Source organism: Acidovorax sp. AC410 (assembly GCF_979253235.1).
Window position 1 is genome coordinate 1,475,417 of sequence record NZ_CEEDCG010000001.1, and the last position, 20,700, is coordinate 1,496,116.

22 protein-coding genes are annotated in these 20,700 nt (G+C 67.3%); 7 read left to right on the forward strand and 15 right to left on the reverse strand.

The annotated features are described in order from the left end of the window. Positions 1-103: 103 nt before the first annotated feature. The 10 genes from AC0IZS_RS06850 to AC0IZS_RS06895 form a co-directional block, all read right to left on the reverse strand. Positions 104-847, reverse strand: coding sequence for a 5'-methylthioadenosine/adenosylhomocysteine nucleosidase (locus tag AC0IZS_RS06850; RefSeq protein WP_471634933.1), 744 nt, complete (start codon positions 845-847; stop codon positions 104-106). Positions 848-991: 144 nt separating this feature from the next. Then, the gene (locus AC0IZS_RS06855) at positions 992-2,671 is read right to left on the reverse strand and encodes a long-chain-fatty-acid--CoA ligase (protein ID WP_471634934.1); all 1,680 of its coding nucleotides are present in this window, start codon (positions 2,669-2,671) and stop codon (positions 992-994) included. Positions 2,672-2,811: 140 nt separating this feature from the next. Then, positions 2,812-4,236, reverse strand: coding sequence for an NAD(P)(+) transhydrogenase (Re/Si-specific) subunit beta (locus AC0IZS_RS06860; protein WP_471634935.1), 1,425 nt, complete (start codon positions 4,234-4,236; stop codon positions 2,812-2,814). Next, positions 4,233-4,559 (reverse strand): NAD(P) transhydrogenase subunit alpha part 2, encoded by a 327-nt coding sequence (locus AC0IZS_RS06865; RefSeq protein WP_471634936.1) that lies wholly within the window; start codon positions 4,557-4,559, stop codon positions 4,233-4,235. The genes AC0IZS_RS06860 and AC0IZS_RS06865 overlap by 4 nt, the downstream gene beginning before the upstream one ends. Positions 4,560-4,589: 30 nt before the next feature. Then, a complete protein-coding gene (locus tag AC0IZS_RS06870; protein WP_471634937.1) occupies positions 4,590-5,135 on the reverse strand; it encodes a phenylacetic acid degradation protein in 546 nt (181 codons plus the stop codon). A 28-nt stretch (positions 5,136-5,163) separates the two neighbouring features. Then, on the reverse strand, positions 5,164-5,877 hold the full coding sequence (locus tag AC0IZS_RS06875; RefSeq protein WP_471634938.1) for a hypothetical protein: 714 nt from the start codon (positions 5,875-5,877) through the stop codon (positions 5,164-5,166). Next, positions 5,874-6,989, reverse strand: coding sequence for a Re/Si-specific NAD(P)(+) transhydrogenase subunit alpha (locus AC0IZS_RS06880; protein ID WP_471634939.1), 1,116 nt, complete (start codon positions 6,987-6,989; stop codon positions 5,874-5,876). The genes AC0IZS_RS06875 and AC0IZS_RS06880 overlap by 4 nt, the downstream gene beginning before the upstream one ends. Before the next feature lie 184 nt (positions 6,990-7,173). Beyond that, positions 7,174-8,238 carry a class II fructose-bisphosphate aldolase gene (fba, locus tag AC0IZS_RS06885; protein WP_471634940.1) on the reverse strand — a complete coding sequence of 355 codons (1,065 nt, stop codon included), beginning with the start codon at positions 8,236-8,238 and terminating at the stop codon, positions 7,174-7,176. Between the two features lie 81 nt (positions 8,239-8,319). After that, on the reverse strand, positions 8,320-9,705 hold the full coding sequence (locus AC0IZS_RS06890; protein WP_471634941.1) for a histidine kinase dimerization/phospho-acceptor domain-containing protein: 1,386 nt from the start codon (positions 9,703-9,705) through the stop codon (positions 8,320-8,322). Continuing rightward, positions 9,702-10,409, reverse strand: coding sequence for a response regulator (locus tag AC0IZS_RS06895; protein WP_471634942.1), 708 nt, complete (start codon positions 10,407-10,409; stop codon positions 9,702-9,704). Before AC0IZS_RS06895 ends, AC0IZS_RS06890 begins: the two co-directional genes overlap by 4 nt. Positions 10,410-10,469: 60 nt before the next feature. On the opposite strand from AC0IZS_RS06895, the gene AC0IZS_RS06900 reads away from it, so the two are divergent. Then, positions 10,470-11,204, forward strand: coding sequence for a phosphatase PAP2 family protein (locus AC0IZS_RS06900; RefSeq protein WP_471634943.1), 735 nt, complete (start codon positions 10,470-10,472; stop codon positions 11,202-11,204). 14 nt (positions 11,205-11,218) lie between these two features. On the opposite strand, the gene pyk is transcribed toward AC0IZS_RS06900, so the two are convergent. Then, complete coding sequence (gene pyk / locus AC0IZS_RS06905) at positions 11,219-12,655, reverse strand: pyruvate kinase (RefSeq protein ID WP_471634944.1); 1,437 nt, start codon at positions 12,653-12,655, stop codon at positions 11,219-11,221. Between the two features lie 322 nt (positions 12,656-12,977). Here pyk and AC0IZS_RS06910 point away from each other — a divergent pair, with 322 nt between their 5' ends. Further along, complete coding sequence (locus AC0IZS_RS06910; RefSeq protein ID WP_471634945.1) at positions 12,978-13,271, forward strand: DUF4148 domain-containing protein; 294 nt, start codon at positions 12,978-12,980, stop codon at positions 13,269-13,271. Positions 13,272-13,381: 110 nt separating this feature from the next. Here the strand turns inward: AC0IZS_RS06910 and AC0IZS_RS06915 are convergent, their stop codons facing one another. The 3 genes from AC0IZS_RS06915 to AC0IZS_RS06925 are packed head-to-tail and all read right to left on the reverse strand — an operon-like array spanning position 13,382 to position 14,529. Further along, positions 13,382-13,762: a nuclear transport factor 2 family protein gene (locus AC0IZS_RS06915; RefSeq protein WP_471634946.1), complete on the reverse strand. Its 381-nt coding sequence runs from the start codon at positions 13,760-13,762 to the stop codon at positions 13,382-13,384. Next, the gene (locus tag AC0IZS_RS06920; RefSeq protein ID WP_471634947.1) at positions 13,759-13,962 is read right to left on the reverse strand and encodes a tautomerase family protein; all 204 of its coding nucleotides are present in this window, start codon (positions 13,960-13,962) and stop codon (positions 13,759-13,761) included. The genes AC0IZS_RS06915 and AC0IZS_RS06920 overlap by 4 nt, the downstream gene beginning before the upstream one ends. A 12-nt stretch (positions 13,963-13,974) precedes the next feature. After that, on the reverse strand, positions 13,975-14,529 hold the full coding sequence (locus tag AC0IZS_RS06925; RefSeq protein WP_471634948.1) for a flavodoxin family protein: 555 nt from the start codon (positions 14,527-14,529) through the stop codon (positions 13,975-13,977). A 105-nt stretch (positions 14,530-14,634) separates the two neighbouring features. Here AC0IZS_RS06925 and AC0IZS_RS06930 point away from each other — a divergent pair, with 105 nt between their 5' ends. Continuing rightward, positions 14,635-15,540, forward strand: a complete 906-nt coding sequence (locus AC0IZS_RS06930) for a LysR substrate-binding domain-containing protein (protein WP_471634949.1) — start codon at positions 14,635-14,637, stop codon at positions 15,538-15,540. A gap of 33 nt (positions 15,541-15,573) precedes the next feature. Here AC0IZS_RS06930 and AC0IZS_RS06935 read toward each other — a convergent pair whose 3' ends face one another. After that, the gene (locus AC0IZS_RS06935; RefSeq protein ID WP_471634950.1) at positions 15,574-16,971 is read right to left on the reverse strand and encodes an aminopeptidase P N-terminal domain-containing protein; all 1,398 of its coding nucleotides are present in this window, start codon (positions 16,969-16,971) and stop codon (positions 15,574-15,576) included. A 147-nt stretch (positions 16,972-17,118) separates the two neighbouring features. On the opposite strand from AC0IZS_RS06935, the gene AC0IZS_RS06940 reads away from it, so the two are divergent. Genes AC0IZS_RS06940 through AC0IZS_RS06955 form a run of 4 tightly spaced genes read left to right on the forward strand, consistent with a single transcriptional unit; the run spans position 17,119 to position 20,686 of the window. Next, positions 17,119-17,628, forward strand: a complete 510-nt coding sequence (locus AC0IZS_RS06940) for a hypothetical protein (protein ID WP_471634951.1) — start codon at positions 17,119-17,121, stop codon at positions 17,626-17,628. Between the two features lies 1 nt (position 17,629). Then, the gene (locus AC0IZS_RS06945) at positions 17,630-18,295 is read left to right on the forward strand and encodes a PspA/IM30 family protein (RefSeq protein WP_471634952.1); all 666 of its coding nucleotides are present in this window, start codon (positions 17,630-17,632) and stop codon (positions 18,293-18,295) included. Beyond that, on the forward strand, positions 18,292-18,924 hold the full coding sequence (locus AC0IZS_RS06950; protein ID WP_471634953.1) for a YqiJ family protein: 633 nt from the start codon (positions 18,292-18,294) through the stop codon (positions 18,922-18,924). Before AC0IZS_RS06945 ends, AC0IZS_RS06950 begins: the two co-directional genes overlap by 4 nt. Positions 18,925-18,973: 49 nt before the next feature. After that, positions 18,974-20,686 (forward strand): flotillin family protein, encoded by a 1,713-nt coding sequence (locus AC0IZS_RS06955; protein ID WP_471634954.1) that lies wholly within the window; start codon positions 18,974-18,976, stop codon positions 20,684-20,686. The last annotated feature ends 14 nt before the right edge of the window (positions 20,687-20,700 follow it).

The following is a 20,700-nucleotide window of genomic DNA, read 5'->3' on the forward strand; positions in this document are numbered from 1 at the left end:
CCGGATCCACGGTGGCGCTGGTGTGGGGTGTGCCAGTTTTGACGGCTTGCGAGCGTACTTCAGGTGCTTCGCACCTTCGTACAGCGAAGGCGCACTCGTCGCATCACAAGGTTTGCATCAGCACCCGCACCATGTGCTCCGCGTAGCGGCTGGCGACGGTCTGGACGAAGTGGGCGAAGTCGACGTGGGCGGTGTCGTCGGCGCGGTCGGAGATGGTGCGGATGGCAGCGAAGGGGATGGCGTAGTCCAGGCAGACCTGGGCCACGGCGGCGCCTTCCATTTCGACGGCGAGTGCGTTGTGGCCAGCCAGGCCCAGGCCTTCGCGCAATTGCCGGGCTTCCTGGGCACTCGCGACGAAGCGGTCGCCACTGGCGACGAGGCCGTGGTGTACGCGGTGCGCTCCATCGTCCAGCCCCGGCAGGCGGCCGGCGCCGGACAGGCAATCGCGGGCCGCGTCGCGCAGCAGGGTGGACAGGTGCAGATCGCAGTCCAGCCGCGTGCGCGCGTAGCCGGGCAGCTCCCAGCGCGGGAACAGCGGCGAGGCGTCCATGTCGTGCTGCACAAAGGTCTCTGCCACCACCACATCGCCCACGTTCACCCCATCCCCCAGGCCACCGGCCACGCCGGTGAAGACGATGCGCGCCACGCCGAAATGCTCGATGAGCGCGGTGGCCGTGGTCGCAGCGGCCACCTTGCCGATGCCCGAGAGCGCCAGCACCACGGGCCGCTCGCACAACTCGCCGCGCCAGAAGGAGCGCCCAGCGTGGGTCAGGCGCTGTGCGCGCTCGAGCCGGGCAACGAGGCTGGCCTGCTCTTCGGGCAGGGCGCTGAGGATGGCAGTGGTCATGGAGCTTCAGGCAAAAAAAAGGGCTTGCGGCTGGACACGCAGTATTGCGATTATTCCAGCCGAAAGCCCTGCCGGGCCCCACTCGGTGCACCGGTTCGCGGTGCCTCGGGTGAGAACAGAGTTGCCCGTTTCTTCTTTACTTGCTCACTTCTTGTCGCGCAGCTCGCGGCGCAGGATCTTGCCCACGGGGGTCTTGGGCAGCTCGGTGCGAAACTCGATCACGCGCGGCTGCTTGTAGCCCGTGAGGTTGGCCTTGCAGTATTCCTTGACCTGGGCCTCGGTGAGCCCCGGGTCCTTCTTCACGATGACCAGCTTGACCGCCTCGCCGGTCTTCTCGTCGGGCACACCGACCACCGCGCATTCGAGCACGCCAGGGCAGTTGGCGACCACTTCCTCGACCTCGTTGGGGTAGACGTTGAAGCCACTGACCAGCACCATGTCCTTCTTGCGGTCCACGATCTTGAAGTAACCGCGCTCATCCATGATGCCGATGTCGCCGGACTTGAAGTAGCCGTCATCGGTCATGACCTTGGCGGTCTCATCGGGGCGCTGCCAGTAGCCGGCCATGACCTGCGGGCCCTTGATGGCGATCTCGCCGGGCTGGCCCAGCGTGGTGACTTCGTGGCCTTCGTCGTCCAGCAGTTTCATCGACGTGCCGGGGATCGGCACGCCGATGGTGCCGGTGTATTCCTTGGCCGTCACCGGGTTGCAGCTGGCCGAGGGGCTGGTTTCCGAGAGGCCATAGCCCTCGCAGATGGGGCAGCCGGTCTTCTCCAGCCAGAGCTTGGCCACGGCACCCTGCACCGCCATGCCGCCGCCCACCGAGACCTTGAGGTTCTTCCAGTTGACGGTGTTGAAGTCCGGGTGGTTGGCCAGGCCGTTGAACAAGGTGTTCACGGCCGGGAAGCTGTGGAAGGTGTGCTTGGACAGTTCCTTGAGCACCGCCGGCAGGTCGCGCGGGTTGGGGATCAGGATGGTCTTGCCGCCGGTGCGCATGGACAGCATCATGTTCACCGTGAACGCGAAGATGTGGTACAGCGGCAGCGCGCAGACGCTGGTGGGCTGCTCGCCCGAAGGCACCTTGGCCATCACCGGCGCATTCCAGGCCTCGGACTGCAGCACGTTGGCGATCACGTTGCGGTGCAGCAGCACGGCGCCCTTGCTCACGCCGGTGGTGCCGCCGGTGTATTGCAGCAGGGCGATGTCGTCGGGGCGGATGTCGGGTTTCTTGAAGCTGCCACGCGTGCCGCGGGCCACGGCATCGTTGAAGCGCACGGCACCAGGCAGGTCATAGGCGGGCACCATCTTCTTGACGTTGCGCACCACGTAGTTCACCAGCGTGCCCTTGACGAGGCCCAGCTGGTCACCCATGGCCGCCAGCACCACATGCTTGACGGGCGTATTGGCAATGCACTGCTGCAGCGTGCTGGCAAAGTTCTCGATGATGACGATGGCCTTGGCGCCCGAGTCCTTGAGCTGGTGTTCCAGCTCGCGCGGGGTGTACAGCGGGTTCACGTTGACCACCACGAAGCCGGCGCGCAGGATGGCCGCCACCGTCACGGGGTACTGCGGAACGTTGGGCATCATGATGGCGACGCGGTCGCCCTTGACCAGGCCCAGGCCCTGCAGGTAGGCCGCGAAGGCAGCGCTCAGCGAGTCGGTCTGGGCATAGCTCACGTCCTTGCCCATGAAGCTGTAGGCCACGCGGCTGGCGTACTTGGTGAACGCCTCATCCATCAGCGCCACCAGGGAGGGGTACTGCGAGGTATCGATATCTGCGGGGACGCCTTGCGGATAGGCGGCCAGCCAGGGGCGGTCGGTCATGGTGCGTGTCTCTCCAAACTTCTCATTGCAATGGAACCCCGGCATTGTCTCTGCCGGTGCGGGTTCCGTGGGTGGTTAGTTTCCCCTAGGCCGCAGGGCTTTTGCCGTAGCGCCAAAAGGGTCTTTCGCCGCGGGAAGGATTACTCGATGGCCTTGCCGATGTCCTCGACGACCTTCTTGGCATCGCCGAAGACCATCATGGTCTTGTCCATGTAGAACAGCTCGTTGTCCAGGCCGGCATAGCCTGCCGCCATGGAGCGCTTGTTGACGATCACGGTCTTGGCCTTGTAGGCCTCCAGGATGGGCATGCCGTAAATGGGGCTGCCCTTGGTGTGCGCAGCGGGGTTCACCACGTCGTTGGCGCCGAGGATGATGGCCACGTCGGCCTGGCCGAACTCGCCATTGATGTCCTCCATCTCGAACACCTGGTCGTACGGCACCTCGGCCTCGGCCAGCAGCACGTTCATGTGGCCGGGCATGCGGCCTGCGACCGGGTGGATCGCGTACTTCACCGTCACGCCCCTTTCGGTGAGCTTGGCGGCCAGTTCCTTGACCGCATGCTGGGCGCGCGCCACGGCCAGGCCGTAGCCGGGCACGATGACCACGGTCTCGGCATTGCCGAGCACGAAGGCGGCGTCGTCGGCGCTGCCGCTCTTGACCGGCCGCTGCTCCTTGGCGCCACCGGCCGCCGTGGCGGTGTCGCCGCCGAAGCCGCCCAGAATCACGTTGAAGAACGAGCGGTTCATGGCCTTGCACATGATGTAGCTCAGGATCGCGCCCGAGCTGCCCACCAGCGAGCCGGCGATGATCAGCATCGAGTTGTTGAGCGAGAAGCCGATGCCCGCAGCCGCCCAGCCCGAGTAGCTGTTGAGCATGGACACCACCACCGGCATGTCGGCACCGCCGATGGGGATGATGATCAGCACGCCCAGGATGAAGCCGAGCGCGATCACCAGCACGATGTCGATCCAGCTTTGCGAGTGCCAGAAGCCGAAGCAGAAGAACAGCACGGCCAGGCCCAGCACCAGGTTGAGCTTGTGCTGCCCGGGGAACTGCACCGGCGCGCCCTGGAACAGGCGGAACTTGTACTTGCCCGAGAGCTTGCCGAAGGCGATCACCGAGCCGCTGAAGGTGACCGCACCGATGAAGGCGCCCAGGGCCAGTTCGATGCGGTTGCCGCCAGGGATGGGCGCATCCTTGGGCACGATGGCAAAGGCCCAGGGCTCGGCCACCACGGCGACAGCGATGCACACTGCGGCCAGGCCGATCATGCTGTGCATGAAGGCCACGAGCTCGGGCATCTTGGTCATCTCGACCCGGTTGGCCATGATGGCGCCGGCCGCGCCGCCCACCACCAGTGCGCCCAGCACGTAGACCATGCCCTGCGCCTTGCCGCCCGACAGCTCGACGATGAGCGCGGCGGTGGTGAGCACGGCAATCGCCATGCCCGTCATGCCGAAGACATTGCCGCGGATCGAGGTCGTGGGGTGCGACAGCCCCTTGAGCGCCTGGATGAAGCAGACGCTGGCCACCAGGTACAGCAGCGTGACGAGATTCATGCTCATGCCTGGCCTCCTTCAGCCTTGGAAGCGGACTTCTTCTCTTTTTTCTTGAACATTTCGAGCATGCGGCGCGTGACCAGGAAGCCGCCGAACACGTTGACCGCGGCCAGTGCCACGGCCAGCACGCCCATGCTCTTGCCCAAGGTGGTTTCGGTGAGCGCGGCCGCCAGCATGGCACCCACGATGACGATGGCGGAGATGGCGTTGGTCACCGCCATCAGGGGCGTGTGCAGCGCGGGCGTCACCGTCCAGACCACGTGGTAGCCCACGTAGATGGCCAGCACGAAAATGATGAGGTTGATGAGGGTGGGAGAGACGGCATCCATGGAAATGTGTCCTTCTTTCTTCAATTGGCGTTAGGTTCCGGCAGACCAGGGGCCTTTGGCGGCGTTCTTCCTGGCGAAATAGGCATCCACAGCGTCGATCAGCTGCTGCTGGGCCGCGTTGACGGGCGGCTCGATCAGAGCTGCCGATCGCATCACGGTCTTGAGCGTTTGCACGTGGTAATCGGTGAACTTGTCGGCGCTGCGCGCCAGTACCTCGGGCAGCTCGGAGAGCGCCAGGGCGCGGTTGCGCAGCAGGTGCGCGCTGGCCACCCAGAGGCTGCCGGCATCACCATCGGTCAGCGCCAGGTGCTCACGCAGCAGCGCCTGCACGCCGGTCTTTTGCTGCACGGTGATGGCGCCCGTGGTTTGCACCGTGGCCAGGGCCAGCACGGCGACCACGTCCACCGGGTGGTCGAGCGCGTAGAGCGGTGGCGTGGTGACCTTTTTCCGCCAGGCGCGCCGGTGGAAGAAGGTCAGCGGATTGAGCCAGCCCACGTCGATGCCGAAGCGCCGCAGGGCCTCCATGGCCATGGTGAAGGTGATGACCAGGCCCAGGATTTGCAAAATGGTCCCCATGTTCCGTGCCTCCCTTGGCTTTTTTTACTTATTGCGGCAGTGCAGCGGGGAACGGCGGCACGGCCAGGAATCCATCGAGCATGCCGACGCTCACGCGCGCCGCCCGGGCCATCTGCTGGCTCCAGGCTTCGGCCGGCAGGCCGGCGCGCAGGTAGTCGGGCGTATTGCCTGCAGGCAGCTTCAGCAAGCGCAGGTCCACCAGGGCATTCACCTCGATGTAGGCGCCGCCCTCGGTGGCATAGCGGTAGTTCAGATGCGAGTAGGGCTGCGTGAGCGCCACGCCGCGCTCACCGATCCAGCGCACCAGGCCCGGGTTGGCCTTGTCCAGAAAGCGGTCGCTGGTGTGCGCCCAGCGCTTGAAGCGCAGGCAATCCACGCGCACCGGGCTGCCGGCGGCGGCATCTTTCACCCACAGACCCTGCTCCTGCGCACAGGAGGCCGTCCACAGCGTGCGCTCGCGCGGGTCACTGCGCTGGTGGGATTGCACCAGCATCACCGCCAGCACCTCGTTGCGGGCGCCGCGCAGGGCCACGGCGCGGGTCTGCAAGGGCAGGCTGGCCGGTGGCGGCAGTGCCGCCAGAGCATCATCGAAGCTGCCCAGGTCTTCCCACGCGGAAGACGGCAGCACCACGCGCGTGCGCCCGGCGCTGAACTCGGCAGGGCCGGCAGGCATGGGGGCGCAGGCGGAAAGAACCGCCAGCGCCGCCGCAGCAGCCAGCACGCGGGGCAGCAGCGCCCTCATGCGCGCTTCACCGTGCCTTCGTGGGCCATCAGGCAGGCGGCCACGATGTCATCCTGCAGGTCCATGTGCAGCGCACCTTCCTTGTTGACGATGAGCTTGAGGAAGTCGAGCACATTGCGCGCATAGAGCGACGAAGCGTCGGCCGCCACCAGCGCCGGCAGATTGGTCTCGCCCACCAGGGTCACGCCGTGCTTGACGACGGTCTTGCCGGGCTCGGTGAGCGGGCAGTTGCCGCCCTGGGGGGCGGCGATGTCGACGATCACCGAGCCGGCCTTCATCGACTTGACCATGTCCTCGGTCACCAGCACGGGGGCTGCACGGCCGGGGATCAGGGCGGTGGTGATGACCACGTCGGCCTGGGCCACGCGCTTGGCGACCTCGGCCTTCTGGCGCTCCAGCCAGCTGGGCGGCATGGGGCGGGCATAGCCACCCACGCCTTCGGCGGCGTCCTTTTCTTCCTGGGTCTCGTAGGGCACGTCGATGAACTTGCCGCCCAGCGATTCGACCTGCTCCTTGACGCTGGGGCGCACGTCCGACGCCTCGATCACGGCGCCCAGGCGCTTGGCCGTGGCAATGGCCTGCAGGCCCGCCACGCCCACGCCCAGGATCACCACGCGCGCGGCCTTCACGGTGCCGGCCGCCGTCATGAGCATGGGGAAGAAGCGCTGGTAGCGGTCGGCGGCGATCATCACCGCCTTGTAGCCGGCGATGTTGGCCTGGGAAGACAGCACGTCCATGCTCTGGGCACGCGTGGTGCGCGGTGCGGCTTCGAGCGCATAGGCCGTCACGCCGGCCGTGGCCAGGCGCTGCAGGCCCGCGGCGTCAAAGGGATTGAGCATGCCCACCAGCGTGCTGCCTGCGCGCAGGCGCGGCGTCTCGGCCTCGGACGGGCAGCGCACCTTGAGCAGCAGGTCGGCGCCCCAGGCGCCCGCAGCATCGGTGATCTCGGCACCGGCAGCCTCGTACGCCGCATCGGTGACGCTGGCGGCAATGCCGGCGCCGGCTTCGACGCGCAGGGCATGGCCCTGGGCCTTGAGCTTCTTGACCGTCTCGGGGGTCACGGCAACCCGTGTCTCTCCTGCCATGGACTCTGCAGGCACACCAATCAGCATGTCGTCTCCTTGCTCAAGGTCAGTGGTTTTACTTACTTACTGACCGCGAGCTTACATGAAGAAACTTTGATGGCTGTTGCATTTGGCTGATGTAGAGGGAACTCCCCATCGCAAAGGAGACACTCCGGGCGCAAAAAAGCCCGCAAGCACAGGGCTTGCGGGCTTGTGGACAGGGGCCCGTGGTTCAGTGCACCACTTGCGCCAGCGTGCCTGCGGCGTACTGCTGGGCCACCTGCTGCAGGCTCAGGCCCTTGATTTTGGAACCCTGGCCTTCGCAGCCGAATTCCAGGTAGCGGGCCTTGCAGACCTGCTTGGCGGCTTCGCGTGCGGGCTTGAGCCATTCGCGCGCGTCGAACTTGTCGGGGTTCTCGGCCAGGAACTTGCGCACCGCGCCGGTCATGGCCAGGCGGATGTCGGTGTCGATGTTGATCTTGCGCACGCCGTACTTGATGGCCTCCTGGATCTCCTCGACGGGCACGCCGTAGGTTTCCTTCATCTTGCCGCCGTACTGGTTGATGATGGCCAGCAGCTCGGCAGGCACCGAGGAGGAGCCGTGCATCACCAGGTGGGTGTTGGGAATGCGCTGGTGGATTTCCTTGACGCGGCTGATGGCCAGGATGTCGCCCGTGGGCTTGCGGCTGAACTTGTAGGCGCCGTGGCTGGTGCCGATGGCGATCGCCAGGGCATCGAGCTGCGTGGCCTTGACGAAAATGGCGGCTTCCTCGGGGTCGGTCAGCATCTGGCTGTGGTCCAGCTTGCCTTCGGCGCCGATGCCGTCTTCCTCGCCGGCTTCACCGGTTTCCAGGTTGCCCAGGCAGCCGAGTTCGCCTTCGACGGTGACACCCACCTTGTGCGCCATGTCGACCACCTTGCGGGTGACTTCCATGTTGTATTCGAAGGACGAGGGGGTCTTGCCGTCTTCCATCAGCGAGCCGTCCATCATCACCGAGCCGAAGCCCAGGTCGATGGCGCCCGAGCAGATCTTGGGCGAGGTGCCGTGGTCCTGGTGCATCACCAGGGGAATGTGCGGGAAGGCTTCGACGGCGGCCTGGATCAGGTGTTTGATGAAGGGCTCGCCGGCGTACTTGCGGGCACCTGCGCTGGCCTGCAGGATGACCGGCGCACCCACCTCGTCGGCAGCCGCCATCACGGCCTGGACCTGTTCCAGGTTGTTGACGTTGAAGGCAGGGATGCCATAGCTGTTGGCAGCGGCGTGGTCGAGCAGTTCGCGCATCGAGACGAGGGGCATGGTCGTGAGGTCCGTTCAGGGTTGATGGGGCGCCATGGATACAGGCAGCGGGCGGTGGTAACCGCTTGGTAACCCGTGATTTTACCCGGCCGTCGCCGCCGACGTTGCAGCGAATTCCAGCCGGTAGCAGGTGGTAAAGGGCGCCGGCGCCGGCGCAGGCCCGAAATGCGCGCCATGGGCTTCGGCCACGCGGCGCACGATCTCGTGCCCCAGGTGCAGGCTGTCGGCCGGTGCCGCGGCACGTTCCGCACCCGCACCGGCGGCCCCGTCGTCGCAGACCTGCAGCCAGGCGGCGCCGGCATCGGTCCACCCCATCTGCACGGCGACGTGCGTGCCCTCGGGTGTGTGCTTGAGGGCGTTCTCCATCAGGTTGCGCAGCGCCAGGTCCAGCAGCACGGCGTGGCCCAGCACGGCCATCTGCTCGGGCCCGGCCAGCGCGATCTCGTCGCCGCGCTGCCAGGCGGCCTGGGCATAGTCCGCGCACACGGCGCGGCTGATGGCTGCCAGGTCCAGGGGCCCCTTGGCCTCGTGCAGCTCGGCCCGGCTGGCCCGCGCCAGGGCAAGCAACTGGTTGAGCACATGGCCGGCTCGCAGTGCGTCCTGGCCGATGCGTGCCACGGCCTGGGCCTGGCCCGGGGCGTCCAGCCCCTTTTCCAGCGCGCCGGCTTGCAGCGCAATGGACGACAGCGGGGTGCGCAACTCGTGCGCCACCTCGTTGGCCAGGCGCCGCTCCCTCGCCATGGCGGCCTGCTGGCGCTCCAGCAGGGTGTTGATGGAAGCCACCACCGATTCGAACTCGCTCCAGGCGTGGCGGGCCGTCAGTCGCTCGGCACTGGCGGGGTCGAGTGCGGCCACGTCGCTGGACAGCAGGTACAGCGGACGCAGGCCGCGCCACAGCGCCAGGCCCAGTGCGATGGCCACCACGGGCAGCAACCACAGGCCTGGCTCCACCATCTGTTCGGCAATGTCCTCGGCCAGGTCATCGCGCTCGCCCAGCTCCAGCAGCACGACCACCTTGCGGCTGCGGTCGGCCGACCACTGGGAGAAGCTGCGCCACACGGTGGCCTTGGGCCCCAGCGCCAGGTTGGAGAAGCCCTCGGCCGCACCGAAGGCGGGCAGGGGTGCGCTGCCCGTGTGGGCCAGAAGACGGCCCTCTGCATCCCACTGCACCACGCTCAGGGATTGCTGGTAGTCGTGCGCCTTGAGCCAGGGCATCGTGGCGCGCTGGGTGGTGTTCTCCAACTCCACCGATTCCGACGCACGCAGGTTGAGCAGCAGCGCGGCCACGCTGGCCAGGTGGCCGTCGGTCAGCTCATCGGCCTCGTGGATGCCGGTCTGGTAGCCCAGGTAGACGAAGCTGGCCCACACCAGCACCAGGGCACCGAGCGACCAGAGCAGCAGCTGGCGCGTGAGCGAGGAACTGCCGGCCACGCGCAGCAGGCGCCGGCCCCAGGCCTTCATCCTCATGGCTTCTCCTGGGGCATGAAATAGCCCACGCCGCGCATGGTCTGGATGCAGGTGCTGCCCAGTTTGCGGCGCAGGTGGTGGATGTAGACCTCGATGGCATTGCTCTCGATGGCCACGTCCCAGCTGTACAGGCGCTCCTCGATCTGCTGGCGCGACAGCACGCGCCCGCGCGCATCCATCAGCACCCACAGCACCGAGAACTCGCGCGGCGACATCTCCACCGCCTGCCCCGCCTGTTGCACCGTGCGCGCACCGGGGTCGAGCTCGATGTCGGCATGGCGCAGCGTGGGCGCGGCGCGGCCCGTGGCACGGCGCAGCATGGCACGCAGCCGGGCTTCGAGCTCGTCCACATTGAAGGGCTTGACGAGGTAGTCGTCGGCCCCCTGGTCCAGGCCCGCGATGCGCTCGGTGACATGGTCGCGCGCCGTGAGGATCAGCACCGGTGTGGCCGGGTCCGGCAGCGCCACTGCGGCCTGTGCGCCGGCCGTCGCAGCCGGGCTGGCGCGCAGGCGGCGCAGCACCTCGCTGCCATCGCCATCGCGCAGGCCCAGGTCCAGCAGCACGGCGTCGAAGCGCTCGGCGCGCAGCGCCGCCCAGGCACCGGCCACGCCATCGCACACATCCACGGCATAGCCGCGCTGCTGCAGGTTGGTGCGCAGGCCACTGGCAATGCCGGCATCGTCTTCCACGACAAGGATTCGCATGCGCGGATTGTGCCTGCGGACTTTAAGACGGCCTTAAGAGCCCGCCTCTATCGTCGCGCCATGCCTTTGCCACCCGCTCTCCGCCCGCAGCCTTCCCACCGCCAACGCTACCGGGCACTCTGGACCCTGGCGGCCCTGGCACTGCTGGTGCTGTGGGATGCCCTGGGCCAGGACCAGCCGCTCGCCCGCCTGTTCGGCAGCGCATCGGGCTTTCCGCTGCGTGACCAGTGGTTCTTCGTGCATGTGGCGCACGAAGGGGCACGCCGCCTGGGCTGGCTGCTGGTGCTGCTGCTGGCGCTGGGCGTGTGGTGGCCCCTGGGCGTGCTGCGCCGGCTGGACACGGGCGAGCGCCTGCAAGGGGCCGTGAGCGCGCTGCTGGCCCTGGCAGCGGTCAGCATCGCCAAGAACCTGAGCAACAGCAGTTGCCCCTGGGACATGGCCGAGTTCGGTGGCGTGGCGCGCTACACCTCGCACTGGGCGTGGGGAATGGTGGATGGCGGCGGTGGGCGGTGCTTTCCGGCAGGCCACGCCTCGGCCGGATTCGCCTTCATCGGCGGCTACTTCGCGCTGCTGCGTGCGCAGCCCAGGGCCGCACGCATCTGCCTGGCCGCCTCGTTGGCCGCCGGGTTGCTGCTGGGCCTGGCCCAGCAGGCCCGGGGCGCGCACTTCATGAGCCACACCCTCTGGTCGGGCTGGCTGTGCTGGACGACGGCGTGGATGTGCGACATCGGGGCCAGCCTGCTGCGCGGGCGCTTCGGGCAGCCGGCCGCGCACGCCGCACCGGCGGCCTCCTGACGCAAGCCGGCCGGTCAGCTGGCCCGGCAGATCTTGAGCATGTTGGTGCCGCCCGGCGCCCCCATGGGCTCGCCGCAGGTGATGGCGTAGACGTCGCCCGTCTGCACGATGTTGCGCGTCTTGAGGTGGCCTTCGGCCTGCTCGAGTGCGGTGTCGCGGTCGGCGCTGGTGTCCATGAGCAGCGGGCGCACATTGCGGTACATGGCCATCTTGCGCTGCGTGGCCACCTTGGGGGTGAGGGCGTAGATGGGGATGTGGATGCGGTGGCGGCTCATCCACAGCGCCGTGGCGCCGCTGTCGGTCATGGCCACGATGGCCTTGGCGCCCAGGTGGTGGGCCGTGAACAGCGCGCCCATGGCGATGGACTGGTCGATGCGGCCAAAGGTCTGGCCGGTGAAGTCGGCGTCCAGCGGGTGGTCTTCGGCGGCCTCGGCGGCGGCGCAGATGGTGGCCATCTCCATCACCGTCTCCAGCGGGTACTTGCCGGCCGCGGTCTCGGCGCTGAGCATCACGGCATCGGTGCCATCGAGCACGGCGTTGGCCACGTCGCTGACCTCGGCGCGCGTGGGCACGGGGTTGGTGATCATGCTCTCCATCATCTGCGTGGCGGTGATCACGACCTTGTCCAGGTCGCGCGCCATGCGGATCATCTTTTTTTGCAGCGCCGGCACGGCCGCGTTGCCGACTTCCACGGCCAGGTCACCGCGCGCGACCATGATCCCGTCGCTCACGCGCAGGATGGCTTCCAGGTGCGGGATGGCCTCGGCGCGCTCGATCTTGGCGATCAGGCCCGGCTTGTGGCGGTACTCGGAGGCCGCCACGTTGCACAGCTGGCGCGCCATCTCCATGTCGGTCGCGTTCTTGGGAAAGCTCACGGCCACATAGTCGGCCTGGAAGCTCATCGCGGTGCGGATGTCCTCCATGTCCTTGGCCGTGAGGGCCGGCGCCGTGAGGCCACCGCCCTGCTTGTTGATGCCCTTGTTGTTGGACAGCTCGCCACCGATCTTCACGGTGGTGTGTACCTCTTCGCCGCGCACGGCATCCACGGTGAGCACGATCAGGCCGTCGTTGAGCAGCAGCACGTCACCGGCCTTCACATCGCGCGGCAGCTCCTTGTAGTCGAGCCCCACGCCATCGTTGTCGCCCGGCTCGGTGCGCGAGGCGTCGAGCACGAAGGGGGCGCCCGACACCAGCTGCACCTTGCCCTCGGCAAACTTGCCGACGCGGATCTTGGGGCCTTGCAGGTCGGCCATGATGGCCACCTCACGCCCGGCGCGCTGAGCGGCAGCGCGAACCGTGGTGGCCCGGTCGATGTGGTCTTGCGCCTTGCCATGGCTGAAGTTCAGGCGCACCACGTTGACGCCCGCACGGATCATCGCCTCCAGCAGTTGCGGGTCGCTCGAAGCGGGGCCCAGGGTGGCAACGATCTTGGTGGCGCGGCGGGTTTGCATGGGCTTGTCTCTTTCGTCGGTTTTGTAATCGAATTTCAATTTTCACACGAAAGCGGTTACATGCCGATTACCAGCCGGCTGGCCGGGCCAATCGCCTGGGCGCTGCGCAGGGATGCCTGTCGGGATGGGGGGCTGCCCAACACGCCTGACTGTTTCCGAAACTGGAACAGTCAGTTCGCGACTCGGTGGTTTTTCTTTGGTCCCCTGCGGCGTACAGTTCAACCCATCGATGAGCCGAACCCGCAAGGCGACTCACCGAACCCGGTTCGAAATGGTTTTGTCCCGGTTTTTTTGAGACGCTTCTTTTATCAAGGATTTCATCATGAACACGACCGCACGCTTCCTCTCCATCGCCGCTGTTGCCGCTTTCGCTTCTTTCGGCGCCCAAGCCGACGAAGCCGATGCTTCGCAATTCGCCAGCCAATTCGAAACCAACCGCACCCGCGCCGAAGTGGCCGCTGAAGCCGCTACCGTGGCACAGACGCGTAGCATCGAGCCTGCTGGTTCGCGTGTCGTGACCTACAAGTCCACGGCTGACCGCGCTGCCGTGCGTGCCCAGGCTGCTGATGCTGTTCGCACCGGCCAGATCTCTTACGGCGAAGTCGGCGCGCTGTAATCCACAGGCAAGGCTGCAGACCGCACTGCAGCCCCATGCACAAAAAAGGCCGGGACTCCGCAAGGAGTCCCGGCCTTTGCCATTGGCGAGCACGCCCAGCAGGCGCGCCCTCACTCCACCACGTCGAAGTGGAAGACCTTGCTCACGATCTGCCAGCGCCCATCGAGCCGCACCAGCGTCAGGAAGTCGGTAAAGAAGCGCGGCGCAATCGCGCACTCCACCCGTGCAAAGGCCGTGACCGGGCCAGCGAACTCGATGGACAGGACGCGATCGCGCCGCGGCTGCCCGAGGCTCGCGGGCGATGGCCGCTGGTCCACGATGGGAAAGTACTCTGCCATGCTCCGGTGCAGCAGCTGTCCCTCGGTGGCGCAGCAATAGATCGCCTGCGGATGGAAGACCTGCGCCAGCCGGCCCGTGTCGCTGTGGTACAGGCCCTCAAAGTAGGTGTGCAGCGCGGCGGTGACGCCGCTGAAATCGGAGGCGGCGCTCATGGCTTGCGCTTTCGGAACTCGGCCACGGGCAAGCCGCCCACGCCCCAGTTGTCGAGATCGACCTCGTCGATCACCACGTGGGTGGTCGCGGGGTTCTTGTGCAGCACCCGCACCAGCAGCTCGGTGACGCCGGCGATGAGTTCAGCCTTCTGTTCGCGCGTCACGCCTTCGCGGGTGACCTGGATGTTCACGTAGGGCATGGCGGCTCCCGTTCAGCCGATGCGGCCGACGACTTGCGCGATGCGCTCGCCGAAGGCCCGGGCCGTTGCCAAGTCGCCGGCCACCATCTCGTCTGGAGAGGCATCGGAGGGCGTGGCGGTCATCAGCCCGGCGAAGGAGGCCAGGTAGTTCAGGTCGTTGCGCACGGCGGCCTTGGTGTTGCTCGGCGCCATGGCCGTGCCCGCCCAGAGCATGCCGTGCTGCTGCGACAGCGAGAACAGGGTGTAGAGCGTGGTGAGCTTGTCGCCGTTGATGCCAGCACTGTTGGTGAAGCCGGCGGCCAGCTTGTCCTTCCACCCCTGGCGCGCCCAGACGGCGGAGCTGGCGTCTGCGAATCGCTTGAACTGCCAGCTCACGTTGGCCATGTAGGTCGGCGAGCCGAACACGATGGCGCGCGAGGCACCGAGCTGCGCCCAGCCTTCGGGGCTGAGCTCGCCCTGGTCGTCGATGGCCAGCAGCGCACCGCCGCTGCCTGCGGCAACGGCCTTCGCGATTTCGCGGGTATGGCCGTAGCCACTGTGGAAAACGATGGAGATGGGAGAGGTCATGGGGGCTTCCTGATCTGCACAAAAAAGAGGAAACCACAGGTTATTGAATACGCTTGCGTTGATAAACTGCCTATCACTAACTTCATCCATTACATGGAGTAATGCATGGCCCGTGAATTCGGCGATGTGATGCTCGGAAGCATCGAACTGTTCTGCCTGGCCGCAGAAGCCCAGAGCTTCACGTCCGCCGCCCGGGAGGCGGGGCTGACCCCGGCCGCGGTGAGCCGCTCCATCGCGCGGCTGGAGGAGCGCCTGCAGGTGCGGTTGTTCGTGCGCAGCACGCGCAAGATCCGCCTGACCGACGGCGGCCGGACCTACTTCGACCAGTGCCGGCAGGCGCTCAACCGCCTCAGCGAGGCCGAGCGGGAGTTGACTGGCACGCAGGCCGAGCCTGCCGGCAAGCTGCGCATCAGCGTGCCCACCACGCTGGGGCACTGCCGGGTGCTGCCGGCGCTGGTGGGGTTTCGCGCACGCTACCCCAAGGTGCAGGTCGAGGTGCAACTGAGCAACCGCAATGTGGACTTCACGGCCGATGGCTTCGACCTGGCTGTGCGGGCACGGGCGCAGGCCGACTCAGGCCTGGTCGCCCGAAAGCTGATGGATGCGGAACTGGTCATCGTCGCCACGCCGGGCTACCTGCAATCGGCAGGCGTGCCGCGCAGCCTCGGCGATCTGGCGTCGCACGAGTGCATCCAGTTCGTGCTGCCCAGCACCGGGCAGGCGGTTCCCTGGGTCTTTCGCCAGGATGGGCAGGATGTAGAGGTCGGCACCGCTGGCAACCTCACCTGCTCCGACGATCTGCTGGGCGTGGCCACCCTGGCACGCCATGGCGCAGGGCTGCTGCAGACCTACCGCTTCATCGTGGAGGACGACTTGCGGCAGGGCCGGCTGGTGGAGCTGCTGCAGAACCTGGGCGGCCGTTCCCGGCCGTTTTCGATCCTCTACCCGGCCACCCGCCACATGCCGCTGCGCATGCGGGCCTTCATCGACCACCTCATTGCCAGCGTGTAGCCGCGGCGGTTCATGGCGCAGACGCCTGCCTCGTCAGGCGTGCATCAGCGCCTCGATCTCGTCCGCGTCCACCGGCACGCCGCGCGTGATCAGCTCACAACCGGTGGCGGTGACGATGGCGTCGTCCTCGATGCGGATGCCGATGCCGTGGAACTGCTCGGGCACGCCCTCGCCTGCGCGCACGTACAGGCCCGGCTCGATGGTCAGCACCATGCCGGGCTGCAGCACGCGGCTCGGGCGGTTGAGGATGGTTTCACCCGACAGGGGATCCTTGCGTTCGGTCACCTTGTCGGCGTCACCAGGCTCCACATAGCTGCCGCAGTCGTGCACGTCCATGCCCAGCCAGTGGCTGGTGCGGTGCATGTAGAACGGGAAGTAGGCACGCTTGTCGATCACGTCCTGCACCGTGCCCACCTTGTTGGCGTCGAGCAGGCCCAGGTCCAGAAGGCCCTGCGCCAGCACGGCGATCGTGGCATCGTGCGGGTCGTTGAAGCGGGCGCCGGCACGGGTGGCGTCCACGGCCGCGACCTGGCTGGCCAGCACCAGGTCGTACAGCGCGCGCTGCGGCCCGGTGAAACGGCCATTGGCCGGAAAGGTGCGCGTGATGTCGCTGGCATAACCGTCGAGCTCGCAGCCCGCGTCGATCAGCACCAGCTCGCCGTCGCGCACCGGTGCGGCATCGGCCCGGTAGTGGAGCACGCAGGCATTGGCGCCTGCCGCCACGATGGAGCCATAGGCCGGGTACTGCGAACCGCCATCGCGGAAGGCGTGCAGCAGCTCGGCGTCGAGGTGGTACTCGCGCACGTCCTCGCCGGCACGCAGCATGCGGGCCGAGCGCTGCATGGCGCGGATATGCCCCTGGGCGCTGATCTGGCTGGCGCGGCGCATGATGTCCTGCTCGTGCGCGTCCTTGATGAGGCGCATCTCGTCGAGCGGCCCACACAGGTCCTGCTGCACGGCAGGGCACTGCGCGCCGTAGCGCACCCGCGCCCGCACGGCGTTGAGCCAGCCTTCCACACGCGCGGCCAGGCCGTTGTGGATGGCATGCGGGTACCACACGCTCTGGCGGTTCTCGAGCAGGCGGGGCAGTTGCGCATCGAGCACAGCGCTGGAGTAGGCTGAGTCCACGCCGAGCACACCAGGCGCTGCATCCGGGCCCAGGCGGTAGCCGTCCCAGATCTCGCGCTCCAGGTCCTTGGGGCGGCAGAACAGCGTGCTCTGCCCCTCGGCCGTGATCACCAGGCAAGCCCCCGCTTCGGCAAAACCGGTCAGGTAGTAGAAGTAGCTGTCGTGGCGGTACAGAAAATCGGTATCGCGGTTGCGTGGGTACTCGGGTGCCGTGGGGATGATGGCAATGCCCCCGGCACCCAACTGGGCAGCAAGGCGCGCGCGGCGCTGGGCATAGATGGAATGCGAGGACGTTGAGTTCATCCGCTATTTTTATCGCGAATCCACCGCCCCTCGGTGCCGCAGGCCATCCGGCGTGCAAACAATTCCCAAACCCGTGGCCCCAAAGTGATGTTGACAAACGTATTCACATGAATACTATCGCATTCAACACCACTTCGGATGGACGCCATGGTCACCACCTCCACCACGATGGAGCCCCTCTCCGCCCGCATTCCCAGCGACCTCTACCTCTGGCTGGCCCAACTGCAGGTCGAAGGCGCCACGACCAACAGCGACAAGCTGCGCGTGCTGCTAGGCCAGCTCAAGCGCCACCACGACGGAGCCCTGGACTATGTGGCGGCCCATGCCTGGGCGCGCGACATCACGGGCCGGCTGCGTGAATCCCTGGTGCGCACCGAGGGCCAGACGGGCCGGCATTCGGACGTGCTCAACGCCATGCTCGACCATGTCACCACCTGCCTGGCCATCGTGGTGAGCAACGCACCCGCCTCGGAGCAGGAAGCCGCGCGGCTCGAAGACCTGCTGGTGCGCCGGGGCTTTGCGCTCAGTGAGATGCTGCTGCGCCAGGCAACCACCGCGCAGGCCAGCGCGTACGATCCAGGCGTCGTACAGCGCCATGCCGCCGCGACCCTGGAGCTGGCCCAGACCATTCAATCCCCTCTTTCGAAAGGAGCCTGAGATGGCAGATTCGCTCAAGACACGCGTAGGCCGCATCATTGCCGGCAGCGTGCATGCGCTGGTGGACCACCTGGAGAACCATGCCCCGCTGGCGGTGATGGAGCAATCCCTGCGCGAGGCCGACACCGTGATCGGCGAAGTGCGCCATGAGCTGGGCCGCACCAGTGCCAACCGGCACCTGGCCCAGCAGCAGCATGCCCACCTCAACGGGCAGCACGGCAAGCTCGCGGAGCAGATCGACCAGGCACTGGCGGCCGGCCGCGACGACCTGGCGCGTGCCGCCGTGGCGCGCCAGCTCGACATCGAGGCACAGATTCCGGTGCTGGAGACCACGCTGGCCGACTTCGCCCGGCAGGAAAGCGAACTCACCGGCTACGTGGCCGCCCTGCTGGCCAAGCAGCGCGAGATGGTCGATGCCCTCGAAGGCTTTCGCCAGAGCCGCGCCAGTGCGGCGCAAGCCCCCGCAGCACCCCCGGGCAGCGCCGCCAGCCGTATGGATGCCGTCACCGGCGCCTTCGACCGCCTGTATGCACGCCAGACGGGCCTGTCGGGCACCGACCGCAGCCACACGCTGGACCAGGCCGCCAAGCTCAAGGAGCTCGACGACCTGGTGCGCGACCACAAGATCGCCGAGCGCATGGCGCGCCTGAAGACGGGCCAGCCGTGATCGTCGGCCTGTTCACCGCCCCGCAGACCTGGCCCTTCGGCGTGGCCTTTGCGCTCATCGTTGGCATCGCGCTGATCGAGGGCCTGGGCATGCTGGTCTCGCTGAGCCCGAGCAACTGGCTCGATGACCTGCTGCCCGATATCGACGGCGACACCGGCCTGGACCGGGTGCTGGGCTGGCTGTACATCGGCAAGGTGCCCTCGCTGGTGCTGCTGGTGCTGTTCCTCATGGGCTATGCGGTGTTCGGCTACAGCCTGCAAAAGGTGGCCAACGGCCTGTTGGGCGGCTACCTGCCTGTGTGGCTGGCGGGCCTGGTGGCCGTGGCGCCCGGCATGGCCACGGTGCGCAGCCTGGGCGCGCTGATCGCCCACATCATCCCGCGCGACGAGACCTCGGCCGTGAGCGAGATGTCGCTGATCGGTCGGGCCGGCGTCGTCTCTGCCGGGGCCGCACGCCGCGGTCTCGCGGCGCAGGCGCGGGTGCGCGACGCCCACGGCCGCACCCACTACCTGATGGTGGAGCCCGATGTGGACGACGAGGTCTTCGATGAAGGCGCGCAGATCCTCATCGTGCGCAAGGCCGGGGCCTTCTACCGCTGCATTGCCAACCCGCACCCGGGGTTGATGTAGCAGCCCATTCCCAGCAACATACCAACACCAACCGAGGGAGCCACTGAAAATGACCAACCTGTTCGAACTGGGCGCCATTGCCGGCATTGCCCTGCTGGCGCTGCTGACCATCGGCATCGTCTTTGCGCGCCTGTACAAGCGCTCCACCAAGGAGACCGCCTTCGTGCGTACCGGCCTGGGTGGCCAGAAGGTCATCATGGATGGCGGCGCCATCCTGCTGCCCGTGTTCCACGAGCGCGTGCTGGTGAACATGAACACCCTGAAGCTCGAGGTGGTGCGCCGCGCCAAGGAAAGCCTGATCACCAAGGACCGCATGCGCGTGGATGTGACGGCGGCCTTCTTCGTGCGCGTCAAGCAGACCGAGGAAGCCGTGAGCATCGCCGCGCAGACCCTGGGCGCGCGCACCATGAGCCCCGAGGAGCTCAAGGCGCTGGTGGAAGACAAGTTCGTGGACTCGCTGCGCGCCACGGCCGCCACCATGACCATCCAGGAGCTGCAGGACAAGCGCCGCGACTTCGTGCAGGCGGTGCAGAACGCCGTGGCCGAAGACCTGGAGAAGAACGGGCTGGAGCTTGAATCCGTGTCGCTGACCAGCCTGGACCAGACCGACAAGCAGTTCTTCAACCCCAACAACGCCTTCGACGCCGAGGGCCTGACACGCCTGACCGAGCAGACCGAGGCACGCCGCAAGCAGCGCAACGACGTGGAGCAGGACACCGAGGTGCAGGTGCGCACCAAGGACCTGGAGGCCACGCGCCAGAAGCTCACGATCGAGAAAGACCAGGAGTTCGCCTCGCTGTCGCAAAAGCGCGAGATCGAGAACACCCGCGCCGAGCAGGCGGCCCTGATCGCCACCCAGCAGGCAGAGCGCAGCCGCGAAGCCGAGGCCGCCAAGATCGAGGCCGAGCGCCAGGTGAGCCAAAAGCGCATCGAAGCCGAGCGCGAGATCAAGGCCGCCGAGATCGAGAAGAACCTGGTGATCCAGACGCGCGAGATCGAGCTCGAGCGCCACACCGAGACCAAGCGCGCCGAGCAGCGCAAGCAGGTGGAGATCGCGCGCCAGGACACGCAGATCGCGATCGCCAACAAGTCGCGCGAGCAGTCCGACGCCGATGCCGCCGCCAACCTGGCGCGCGCCGAGGCCGTGAAGGCCGAGGAAGCCGTGAACACCGCGCGCCAGGTGGCCGTGGCCGAGCGCGACAAGAACATCCAGCTGATCGAGGCGTCCAAGGACGCCGAGCAGAGCGCCATCTCGGTCAAGGTGTCGGCATCGGCCGAGAAGGAAGCCGCCCTGGACCGTGCCGAGGCCATCACCATCGAGGCCCGCGCGCGCCAGGCGGCGGCCCTGGCCGAGGCCGAAGGCAAGCGCGCGCTGAACGAGGCGCTCAACACGCTGTCGGCCGCACAGGTGGACCTGCAGGTGCGCAGCCTGCTGCTGCAGCAACTGCCGCTGATCATCCAGCAGGCCGTGCGCCCCATGGAAAAGATCGACTCGATCCGCATCGTGCAGGTGGGTGGCTTGCCCGGCGGCTCGGGCAGCCAGGGTGGGGGGCAGGGCGGCAACGGGGCACAGGGCACCTTCCCCGAGCAGGTCATGAACTCGGCCCTGCAGTACCAGATCGCCAAGCCCATCGTGGACGCTGTGATGAAGGACGCCGGCCTGTCCAACGAAGGCATCACCGGCCTGGCGCACAGCCTGGCGGGCATGCTGGGCACGCCCCCGCAGGCCGCGCAGGCGCCTGCCGGCCACGCGGCCGAGTAAGCTGGCTGCGACAG